Here is a 9,689-nt window from a genome sequence, read left to right as displayed (position 1 = left end):
ATGCGGTGACGATCAACTTGGAGCTGGCGCTGGCGGACTTGCAGATTCTGGAGAAACGGCTGGATCGCCTGAAGAAAAACGCAAAGTCCAGCAAAGATGATGCCCTGCTGGTACCGCTGGTCGAGAGCCTCGTTGCGCACCTGAGTGAAGGCAAGCCCGCCCGGATATTCGTCTGGAACGATCCCGAGGCGCTGGCCAAGTTCTACAAAGAGTCCGGCCTGCTCACCGCCAAGCCCATGGTCTATGTCGCCAATGTCCCCGACTCGGACTTGCCGGATGGTGGCAGCAACCCGCACTATGCCGCCCTGAAAAAGATGGCCGAAGAAGAAGGCATGGAGGTCGTCGCCATTTCCGCGCAGATCGAAGCCGAGCTCGGTGAGCTCGATCCCGAGGAGGCACTGGTCTTTCTCAATGACCTCGGGCTGAGTGAGCCAGGAATGAATAGCCTCGTCCGAGTCGCTTTCCGGCTCCTCGGCTTGCAGACCTTTCTGACGGCGGGAGAGAAAGAAGTGCGTGCCTGGACGATCCGCCAGGGCGACAAGGCTCCCACGGCCGCTGGGGTCATCCATACGGACTTAGAGCGCACCTTCATCCGTGCTCTGGTGATTGACTGGAAAAAGTTCATCGAGGCGGGAAGTATTGCCTCAGCGCGCGATCGTGGCTGGCTCCGCACCGAGGGTAAAGACTACATCATGCAAGATGGTGATGTCGTCGAGTTTCTGTGTAGCGGCTAGAGCACCAGCGAGTGCTCTAGCTCACTAGCTCCGCGATTCGATCCGAGTAGCGCTGGGTGCGTGCGTTGGCATCGGCGGCGGAGATGCCTTCGCTATGGACGTGGATCAGCGGCTCGGCGGGGTCGGGGAGAACCAAACTCCAGGCATTGGGCGCCTCCACCACGCGAATCCCATCGAGTAGCTCTAGTTCACCCGACGCGTTCTGTGCCTCTTCCGTGAGAATCCGCATCACACGCCCATTGTCGGACTGGGGGCAGGGAAGTGTCTGGCTCGCCAGGTGCATTGCGGGAAGCTCGGCCACAAAGGAGCTGAGCGGGCGGTGCTGGTGCAGCGCCATCATTTCCAGTGTTTTGACAAAGGCGAGCAGGCCATCAAACGTGGGATGGAACGCCTCCTCCGTGCCGGGGAAGATAAAGCCACCCGCCAGATCGCCCGCCATGACGATCTTCTCTGCCGAGGCGGAGGCGACATTCATCAAGAAGCGTGGGTCGGTCTTGGTACGCACGACCGTGCCGCCGCTGTGAGACAGAATGCGCTCCAGAGCCGAGGGGGCGTTGATTGGAACCGCTATCTTGCACTCGCCCGCCCGCGTTGTCTGCGCCACCATAGAGGCCATTGTCGCGAGGAGACGCGCTCGGTTAAGCGCGTTGCCTTTCTCATCCACCAGCTCCAAGCGCTCCCCATCGGAGTGAATCATGACCCCGAGATCGGCTTTTTGCTGGTGAACCACTTGTGACAGAGCCCCCACAAGTGCCTCTCGATCTTTGGCGTTCTTGGGGAAGCGCTTCCAGTCTGGATAGGGATTGAGGACAAAGACTTTACAGCCGAGCTGGCCCAGGATCGGGGGGAGCACGCGGGCAAGCGACGAACCGTAGGCGTAGTCAATGACGACGGTAAACTCCTGGCGCTCGATGTCTTTTGCGGCGATCTGTTTTAGAAATAGCTGGGTGTACTGCTCCAAGGGACGGGGCGCCGGGTTAATTGTCCCGACTTCGTCCATGAGAACACGCCCGTAGTCTTCACGGAAAAAGATCGTCTCGACCTTACGCTCGTTGTTCTTCGTGAGATAGATTCCCCGCTCGTCGAAGAACTCCACAAGCGTGCGACCGGCGTGATCCGGATCTTGTCGCACATGGACACCGCCCTTGGCGCGGTTGCTGCGGACCGTATTGCGCAGAACGGGCAGGGCCATCTCCTCGACATCGAGCATACTGACACCCACCGACGACAGCCCCGCCATGAGAGCCCGCTTGAGCATACGACTCGCGGGGTGCCCATCGCGGCTCACCACAACCGTCGCGCCTTTTTTCAAAAAGCCACCAAACGAGGCGCCCAGCTTGGCGGCGAAGTCTGGGGTTAGCTCAATGTTGGTAATGCCCGGCACGCCCAGGCCACGGAAGAGATTGGAGTAGGCTTTCGCGCCCCAGACAAGGCTCTCCGTGACAACAGAGCGCTCCTCAATGAGCTTATCGGGCCAGAGCTTAACACGTGCCCGAATGGTCGCCCCCGCCTCGATGGAGCATTTATCCCCGACCACGGCGCTCTCTTCGATCTTGACACCATCGCCAATATGCACATGGTTACAGATGGTGCAGGCCGTGAGCTGGGCCCCTGTTCCTACATAGGCGGAGCGCCAGAGGATCGCTTTCTCAATCTTGGCATTGGCTTCGATGATTGCGCCATCGCCCAGAACGGCATCGGGTCCGATGATCGCACCCGGCCCCACGCGACAGTCCGCGCCGATGGCGACGGGGCCGATGATCTTGGCCGTGGGGTGAATCTCGGTGCCGCCTCCGATAAAGACCCGGTTGGGGTGGCTTGCACCGGGAATGGGTAGCGCCGTCTGGCCGTCGAGCATCTCGTACTGCGCCTGGCGGTACTGCTCCAGCGAGCCCACATCACACCAGTACTCCTCCATACAGTAGCCAAAGAGGGGGCGACCCTCCTCCAGCATACGGGGGAAGATATCCTGCGACCAGTCGTAATTTTTCCCGTGCTCCATCAGCTCAAAGACAGACGGCTCCAGAATGTACATACCCGTATTGGCGGAGTCAGAGAATACCTGCGCTTTGTCAGGTTTTTCCAGGAAGCGGATAATCCGGCCATCGGGCTCGGTCATCACCACTCCAAACTCAACGGGGTTGGGAACGGGCTTGAGGACGAGAGTGGCCTCTGCGCCCTTGGCTCTGTGAAAGGCGAGCGCTTTCTCCATATCCAGGTCCGTCAGAGCATCGCCCGAGACAATGACAAAGGTGCCGTCGTTGAGGTGCTCCTCTGCCTGCTTGACCGATCCCGCCGTTCCCAGTGGGGTCTCTTCGACAGAGTAGATGAGGTTGACATCCATGTCAGAGCCATCGCCAAAGTAGCGCTGGATCTCCTCACCCAAGTAATAGAGCGTGACAACAATGTCATTGATGCCCGCGCGCTTCAAGTGCTCAAAAATATGTTGCGCGATAGGCTTATTGAGAATAGGGACGAGAGGTTTGGGCCGGTTGGAGGTGAGCGGTCGTAGCCGTGTTCCCTCGCCGCCTGCCATGACAACGGCTTTCATGGGCACATTGTACCGCGCTCACTCTCTGGGGGGCATGTGCAGGGAAATCTATTTTTGTGGTATCGTGAAGGCGCTATGGCAGATCAAGCTGAAATGAGGTCCGTTTGGACTAAGGTCGTCGAACTGGCGAAACAGGCGGCGGTGGCCCCTGGAATGTACCGTGCACTGGATGCGAGCGTGCCCATTGCCTGGGAAGATAATAACTTTGCGATTGGGATAAACAGCACTGATGGCCTCCTCTCGGGGACACTCAAGTCGAATGAATCCCAGCTCAAGATCGAGCAGGCGTTGCGTCATGTCAGTGGCAACCGGGAGCTGAAGCTGCGCGTTTTAGACTCACCGACGATTGAGGCATGGAACGCGATTAAGTCAGGGGAAGTCGCCCTTCTCAAAATGCAGCAGCAGCAGCAAGATCGCCTTGCGGCAAACCCGACCCACGCCGCCGATACCGCAACCTGGGACGATGTCTACGATCAGCTCAACCGGCTCTGGAGCAGTTTTGAGTACCGGACAATGGCCTCGGGCAAGGGGCGCTACATGCGCGAGGCGCTCACGATTGTCGAGGAAGCGATGGACAAGCTCGGAGGCACGGGCGGCGAGCAAAACGAGCGCGCCTTCTCCCGGACACTAGAGCGCCTCGGTGCCATGACCGGCTCCGATCCGGCTCTGATCGGCTACCTGCTCTTTGAGCGCCGTCGCCTCTCAGGGAAATAAAGCTAATGGAGCTCGCGGCGAAGCGCTTCTGCCTCTTTGGACGTGAGCTACTTGCTCCATGCTACTTTTTCCTACTATGCTGGCCAAGCCTGCACCTCCAGAAAAGCACGCGGCAAAGTCGCGCCACGGGCGGCCTGAGAACTCCGTGACTATTGCTCATGTCTTTGGCATAGGGCTATTATGGCGGTAAAATATCTGCATGACTATACTTACCCCCGCTCTAGCTCACGGTCTGGATACCCACAAAGCGGATCGCCTCTACGAAGAGCTACGCCCGATACTAGAGCCTGAGCACAACGGTGAGTTTATTGTCATCCATCCCGGCAATGGGGACTATCTAGTGGGCAAAGACAGCGTTGCGCTCATGCTCGCTCTCCACCAGAAATACAAGGATGGCCGTCTGCGCCGCCGCCGTATTGGGCCTGCTACCGAGGAAGAGACGCGCTACGCGGAGCGCTTTGCTCTCCTGCGCCGCCAGTTTGTACACTCAGAAGAGTACGACGACAAACAAATGGAATCTTTTCTTTCATGAAATCCCGACGTAGGCTATGATCGAGGGGTATTTTCGCGGAGACACACCTCGTCTCCCCCTCACTCTCTACGATGCCTCGGGCGTTGCCCACACCATTGACTGCATTATTGACACGGGTTTTGTCGGTGAGCTTAAGCTCTCACCCTACTGGGTCGGTGTGCTGCGCCTTCTAAAGCTGGGACAGGATCGCTTTCGTCTTGCTGATGGAACCGTGGAAGAATACGAACTCTATCTGGCACGTGGGCTCTGGGGAGACAAAGAGCGCTACTTTGAAGTCGTAGAAATGGTGGACGAACCTCTGATTGGCGTTCAGTTGCTACGTGGACATCGGCTTGTGGCCGAGTTTGATGAAGGGGGAATCGTAAATGTGGAACCTCTTTAGCGGCACCGCCGACTGAAACGATAGATTTGTGTTATGGATGACCATTCCCTACGGGTTTTAGAGTTTGACGCGGTACGAAAGCTCCTGGCAGAGCGGACGGCGTGTTCGCTGGGCGGTGAGCGAGCGCGGGAGCTGGCCCCAACGCCGCTGTTTGCGTTTATTTTAGAGTGGCAGCAAGAGACCACCGAGGCACGCAAAGTCACCGAGGCGCACGGGCCGTTTCCTCTGGGGGGCATTCATGATATCCGCCGCTCGCTCGCCCACGCCGATGTGGGACAGAGCCTCACGCCCCATGAGTTTCTCACGCTAGTCTCCACACTAATGGGAGCGAGTAAGCTTAAAAGCTTCCTCGTGCGTCACGCCGAGAAAGCGCCGCTGCTCTCCGACCGAGCGCAGGGAATTCAGGAGTTTCCGCAGCTTCTGGCGCAGATTGAGCTGTGTATTGGAAGAAGCGGCGATGTCTTAGACTCCGCGTCGCCCGCGCTGGCGACGGCGCGGGCAAAAGTGCGCGTGACTCACCGACGTGTCGAGGAGAAGCTCAATGCCGTGCTCAACTCCTCCGTGACACGCGGGATGCTCATGGACCCAACCGTCGTTCTGCGCGATGGCCGACGCTGTCTTCCCGTGAAATCGGAGTTCAAGCGCCATGTCCCGGGCATCGTCCACGACCAATCGGGCACGGGCGCGACGGTATTTATCGAGCCGCTGATCGTGGTGGAACTCAACAATGAGCTGCGGCAGCTTGAAGCGCTGGAGCAACGTGAGATCGAGAAAGTCCTTCAAAAGCTCACCGAGAGCGTCAAGCGCCTTGGCGAAAAGCTCCACAGCTCCGTGGAGATCGTCGCGGGGCTGGATCTCGCGAGCGCAAAAGCGAAACTTGCCGATGACTTTCAGTGTGTCGCTCCCAAGCTCAATCAGGTGGGCAGAGTCGTCCTCGAAGAGGCTCGGCACCCTCTGCTCGATCCCGAGATCGCCGTCCCGATCAATGTCCATCTGGGCGATGAACACACAAAAGCGCTCTTGATTACCGGGCCCAACACGGGCGGCAAGACCGTCACGCTCAAGACGGTTGGTTTGTTCACCCTCATGGCGCAGTCGGGGCTACACGTTCCCGCCAGCCACGCCGAGCTGGCACACTTTACGCAAGTCTTTGCCGATATTGGTGATGAACAGTCCATCACGCACAGCCTCTCGACCTTCTCGGCGCACATTCGCAATATTGTCACGATCTTAAAGTCACTGGGGACGCAAGCGCTGGTCTTACTGGACGAGGTGGGGTCCGGGACCGATCCCGGCGAGGGAGCTGCGCTCGCCAAGGCGATTCTGGGGGACTTGCTGGCGCACAATGCGCGGGTCATTGCCACCACCCACTACGGCGAGCTTAAAGAGTTCGCCTACAGTCGCGATGGAATAGACAATGCCGCCGTGGAGTTTGATCTAGAGACCCTGCGGCCCACGTACCGCATCTTGCAGGGTGTTCCGGGCTCGTCGAATGCGTTTCATATCGCCCGCCGCCTCGGGATGCCGCCGCGTGTGGTGGATGCTGCCATCGAGAACCAGTCGCGCGCCGGTGCCGATGCCGCCACGATCATGTCCCGTCTGGAGGCAGCCAAGCGCAGTGCCGATAGCGAGCGCCAGAATGCCCAGAAGCTTCGTAAAGAGCTCGATGTGATGAAGCTCAAGTACGAGGAGCGCCTAAGAGACTTAGAGAGTCTACGCCGCGAGGCCAAGGAGCGCGCTACCGAAGAAGCCCGCGCCGTGATCCGCCAGAAGACCGAGAAGATGGACAATCTCATCGGAGAGCTTCGGCGGATGGGTAAAGAGGGCCGCAAGACCCAGTCCACGCGCAAGAAGATGAAGGACACCACCGACGAGCTGATCGGGGAGATCGGCTACGAGAAAGATCCGCTGCCCTTCGATGAGGCCCCGATTCCGACGGTTCTGAAACGCGGTGAACGCGTCCGTGTGACCTCGCTGGGCAATGCCATCGGCAATGTCTTGGCAGACTCCATTGGCAAGGAAGTTGCCGTTCAAGTTGGGGCGATGCGCGTCACGGTTCCTCTCTCCGCGCTTCGTACGCTCAACGGCATCGAGATCGCCGCGGCGCCTGCGCCGGAGATCAAGAGCACCAGTAATGCCAGCGCACTCGCGATGAGCAAGGCCATGGAAGTTTCCCACGAGCTTACGGTGATCGGGCTGCGCGCCAACGCTGCTCTGCCCCGGGTAGATAAATGGCTTGATGATGCCTATGCCGCCGGGCTGCTCAACGTGCGTATTGTCCACGGCAAGGGCACGGGCGCGCTCCGAAAAGCCATCTGGGAGACACTCAAAACCGACAACCGCGTGCAATCCGTCGCCATGGCCCACCCGGATTTCGGCGGTGCTGGAGCCACCGAGTTGGTTCTGCGGCAGTAGGGATTTTCCGATAGAATAACCTCACCATGAGCACAACACTCGAAACGGAACCGCTCACCGCTACGGAAGTGAGTCAAAGAGGACAACAAATCTATGCGGAACAGATTCATAGCTTGGTAGAGCCACAGTCTAATGGCAAATACCTCAGCATTGACATATTTTCAACTGACTGGGAAGTAGGCGATAATCATAGCGAAACTCTTTTTAAGTTGCGTCAACGGCAACCACAGGGACGATTCTACACACTTCGTATTGGTTCCCAGGTAGCAGGCTACGTGGGCAGTGCAGGATGAGGCTTGTTGGTAAGCTGAACCACAAACTTGCTCCTCTTCTGGATCTGAATGTCCTCCATGCCGATAACACTCTACAGAAACTGAGCTTTTTGGTGGATACAGGGTGCACTCTGGAAATGGTTCTTCCCACAGTCGTGCTTGCGGATTTAGGTTGGCCAGCGATTGAGACAATGGAAATCCAACAAGCAGATGCCAGTCAAGTCTCCGTAGATCTGCACGCAGGGAGTGTCTTTTTAGGCAAACTTGCTCGCCCTATTCTAGCCGCCGCACTGGGTACACAGCCCATTATCGGAATGGAGCTTTTGCAAGGCTGGCAGCTCTGTCTCGACATCATCGGCCCCGGCGAAGGCGAAATAAGGCTCCAGCCACTTTAAAAAGTCAAGATGGAAATCGCCACTGAACGACTCATTATACGCCCTCTGCAACTAGGTGACGAGCCAGCATTCCTTCCTCTCTACAATACGCCCGAAGTGCACCATCCAAAGAGCCCCAAAGTCCCCGATGTACGACAGAAGGAACTGTTTCATCTTCTCGTCCAGCAGCCACCACTTCTCTCGCCTTTCGTCGTTCTTGCCATCGCAAACCCGATGGGTGCATGTATCGGGTTACTTTTTCTAACGTTGCACAAAGTCCCGAAGTCTAGAGAGAATCTCGCAGTGATAGGGATTGTGATAAGCGACGAGTGGCAGGGCGAGGGCTATGGCACAGAAGCATGCCAGCCAGTCCTGCCTTTTCTCTTTGAGGAGCGTCGAGTCACACGAGTCATGATGGGGTGCAGAAAGACAAACCTTTCCTGCCAGCGTATGATAGAGAAACTTAGACTTGAGCCAATTCCTCTCTATCGGAGAGCAGCTCTTGTTGCCTCAGGCTGGGTCGCGCCCGATGAGCTTTGGTATGAGTTGTTATCTACCGACAAGGGTACAATCTCCGCATGACCAAAGGTAGGCTGGAAGCGTTTAGCGATGGTGTGATCGCCATTTTGATTACGATCATGGTGCTGGAGCTGAAAGTGCCGCACGGGGCGGACTGGGCGACGCTGCTCTCGCTCAAGGATAAGTTCCTGAGCTACGCCCTGAGCTTTGTGTTTCTGGGAATCTACTGGAACAACCACCACCACCTGCTTCAGGCAGCGCGGCATGTGGATGGGCGCGTGCTCTGGGCGAATCTCCACTTACTCTTCTGGCTCTCTCTTGTCTCGTTTGCCACTGGCTGGATGGGGGAGAACCACTTCGCCGCCCGGCCCGTGGCGCTTTATGGAGTGGTTCTGCTCTTTTCTGGGGTGGCGTACTACGTCCTGGCTCAGGTGCTGATCCGCGCACAGGGCACCGACTCGCACCTGGCACGGGCAATCGGTAAAGACGTGAAAGGGATTATCTCCGTCGTTCTCTACCTGATTGCCGTCGTGCTGGCGTTCTGGGTGCCGGTTGCGTCGGCGGTGCTCTACGGTGCCGTGGCGGTGATGTGGCTTATCCCGGATCAGCGGATCGAAAAAACATTGATCTCCTAACCCTCTTCGGTCGGGGCGAACCCACGGCGCATGACGGACTCGGTGATGGTGCGGGGGACGAGGAACTGCTGGAGGTAGTCCGGCCCGCCTGCCTTGCTGCCGATGCCCGACATTCGCGCTCCGCCAAACGGTTGCCGGTCCACCACGGCTCCGGTGATCTTGCGGTTGATGTAGAGGTTGCCCACGCGAAACTCCCGACGGACGCGCTCGATATTCTTCGGGGAGCGCGAGTAGAGCCCGCCGGTCAGTGCGTACATGGTGCCATCGGCGATGGCTAGGGCCTCATCAAGCGTGGCGGCCTTGAGAATCGCCACCACGGGGCCGAAGACCTCTTCCTGGCAGAGCTTACCCTCGGCGGGGCAGTTTATAAACGCACTGGGCGCGACGTAGTAGCCGGTGCCAATAAGCTCCGCAGGAACGGCTTTCTGCCCGATCAGCGTGCCCTCTTGCTTGCCGATCTCGATGTAGCGCTCGATCCGTGCCTGCGAGTCGGCATCTACTACCGGTGGCACATTGGTCGCGGGATCGGCGGCGCTGCCCACGATCAGGCTCGCCATTGCT

At 58.3% G+C, this 9,689-nt stretch carries 11 protein-coding genes; 9 read left to right on the top strand and 2 right to left on the bottom strand.

Annotated features, from left to right (window positions below):
* On the top strand, positions 1-734 hold a 734-nt coding region (locus ACH2EH_RS18785; RefSeq protein ID WP_395144028.1), incomplete at its 5' end, for a DUF933 domain-containing protein.
* A 16-nt stretch (positions 735-750) separates the two neighbouring features.
* Here ACH2EH_RS18785 and ACH2EH_RS18780 read toward each other — a convergent pair.
* Positions 751-3,285, bottom strand: coding sequence for a sugar phosphate nucleotidyltransferase (locus ACH2EH_RS18780; RefSeq protein ID WP_395144026.1), 2,535 nt, complete (start codon positions 3,283-3,285; stop codon positions 751-753).
* Positions 3,286-3,378: 93 nt separating this feature from the next.
* Here ACH2EH_RS18780 and ACH2EH_RS18775 point away from each other — a divergent pair, with 93 nt between their 5' ends.
* From ACH2EH_RS18775 to ACH2EH_RS18740, 8 genes are all read left to right on the top strand, one after another.
* Positions 3,379-3,999 (top strand): hypothetical protein, encoded by a 621-nt coding sequence (locus ACH2EH_RS18775; RefSeq protein ID WP_395144024.1) that lies wholly within the window; start codon positions 3,379-3,381, stop codon positions 3,997-3,999.
* Positions 4,000-4,198: 199 nt separating this feature from the next.
* The gene (locus ACH2EH_RS18770; protein WP_395144023.1) at positions 4,199-4,531 is read left to right on the top strand and encodes a hypothetical protein; all 333 of its coding nucleotides are present in this window, start codon (positions 4,199-4,201) and stop codon (positions 4,529-4,531) included.
* Between the two features lie 16 nt (positions 4,532-4,547).
* Positions 4,548-4,913 (top strand): clan AA aspartic protease, encoded by a 366-nt coding sequence (locus ACH2EH_RS18765; RefSeq protein WP_395144021.1) that lies wholly within the window; start codon positions 4,548-4,550, stop codon positions 4,911-4,913.
* A gap of 33 nt (positions 4,914-4,946) precedes the next feature.
* Entirely contained in the window at positions 4,947-7,328 is a 2,382-nt protein-coding gene (locus ACH2EH_RS18760; RefSeq protein ID WP_395144020.1) for an endonuclease MutS2, read from the top strand.
* A gap of 26 nt (positions 7,329-7,354) precedes the next feature.
* The gene (locus ACH2EH_RS18755; protein ID WP_395144018.1) at positions 7,355-7,621 is read left to right on the top strand and encodes a hypothetical protein; all 267 of its coding nucleotides are present in this window, start codon (positions 7,355-7,357) and stop codon (positions 7,619-7,621) included.
* Positions 7,618-7,995 (top strand): hypothetical protein, encoded by a 378-nt coding sequence (locus ACH2EH_RS18750; protein ID WP_395144016.1) that lies wholly within the window; start codon positions 7,618-7,620, stop codon positions 7,993-7,995. Before ACH2EH_RS18755 ends, ACH2EH_RS18750 begins: the two co-directional genes overlap by 4 nt.
* A gap of 9 nt (positions 7,996-8,004) precedes the next feature.
* Positions 8,005-8,556: a GNAT family N-acetyltransferase gene (locus tag ACH2EH_RS18745; protein WP_395144014.1), complete on the top strand. Its 552-nt coding sequence runs from the start codon at positions 8,005-8,007 to the stop codon at positions 8,554-8,556.
* Positions 8,553-9,128: a TMEM175 family protein gene (locus tag ACH2EH_RS18740; protein ID WP_395144012.1), complete on the top strand. Its 576-nt coding sequence runs from the start codon at positions 8,553-8,555 to the stop codon at positions 9,126-9,128. The genes ACH2EH_RS18745 and ACH2EH_RS18740 overlap by 4 nt, the downstream gene beginning before the upstream one ends.
* Here ACH2EH_RS18740 and ACH2EH_RS18735 read toward each other — a convergent pair.
* Positions 9,125-9,689, bottom strand: a 565-nt coding sequence (locus ACH2EH_RS18735) for an aldehyde dehydrogenase family protein (RefSeq protein WP_395144010.1), incomplete at its 5' end; no start/stop codon positions are given. The two genes, ACH2EH_RS18740 and ACH2EH_RS18735, sit on opposite strands and share 4 nt — an antisense overlap.

The sequence above is a fragment of the Armatimonas sp. genome (genome assembly GCF_043760365.1).
Taxonomy (GTDB): domain Bacteria; phylum Armatimonadota; class Armatimonadia; order Armatimonadales; family Armatimonadaceae; genus Armatimonas.
This window is presented reverse-complemented; position numbering and strand designations above follow the sequence as displayed.

Excerpts from the sequence above, each read along its gene's own strand:
- ACH2EH_RS18740 (WP_395144012.1), top strand. The coding sequence starts at position 8,553 with ATGACCAAAGGTAGGCTGGAAGCGTTTAGCGATGGTGTGATCGCCATT.
- ACH2EH_RS18755 (WP_395144018.1), top strand. The coding sequence starts at position 7,355 with ATGAGCACAACACTCGAAACGGAACCGCTCACCGCTACGGAAGTGAGT.
- ACH2EH_RS18780 (WP_395144026.1), bottom strand. The coding sequence starts at position 3,285 with ATGAAAGCCGTTGTCATGGCAGGCGGCGAGGGAACACGGCTACGACCG.
- ACH2EH_RS18775 (WP_395144024.1), top strand. The coding sequence starts at position 3,379 with ATGAGGTCCGTTTGGACTAAGGTCGTCGAACTGGCGAAACAGGCGGCG.
- ACH2EH_RS18745 (WP_395144014.1), top strand. The coding sequence starts at position 8,005 with ATGGAAATCGCCACTGAACGACTCATTATACGCCCTCTGCAACTAGGT.
- ACH2EH_RS18750 (WP_395144016.1), top strand. The coding sequence starts at position 7,618 with ATGAGGCTTGTTGGTAAGCTGAACCACAAACTTGCTCCTCTTCTGGAT.
- ACH2EH_RS18765 (WP_395144021.1), top strand. The coding sequence starts at position 4,548 with ATGATCGAGGGGTATTTTCGCGGAGACACACCTCGTCTCCCCCTCACT.
- ACH2EH_RS18760 (WP_395144020.1), top strand. The coding sequence starts at position 4,947 with ATGGATGACCATTCCCTACGGGTTTTAGAGTTTGACGCGGTACGAAAG.
- ACH2EH_RS18770 (WP_395144023.1), top strand. The coding sequence starts at position 4,199 with ATGACTATACTTACCCCCGCTCTAGCTCACGGTCTGGATACCCACAAA.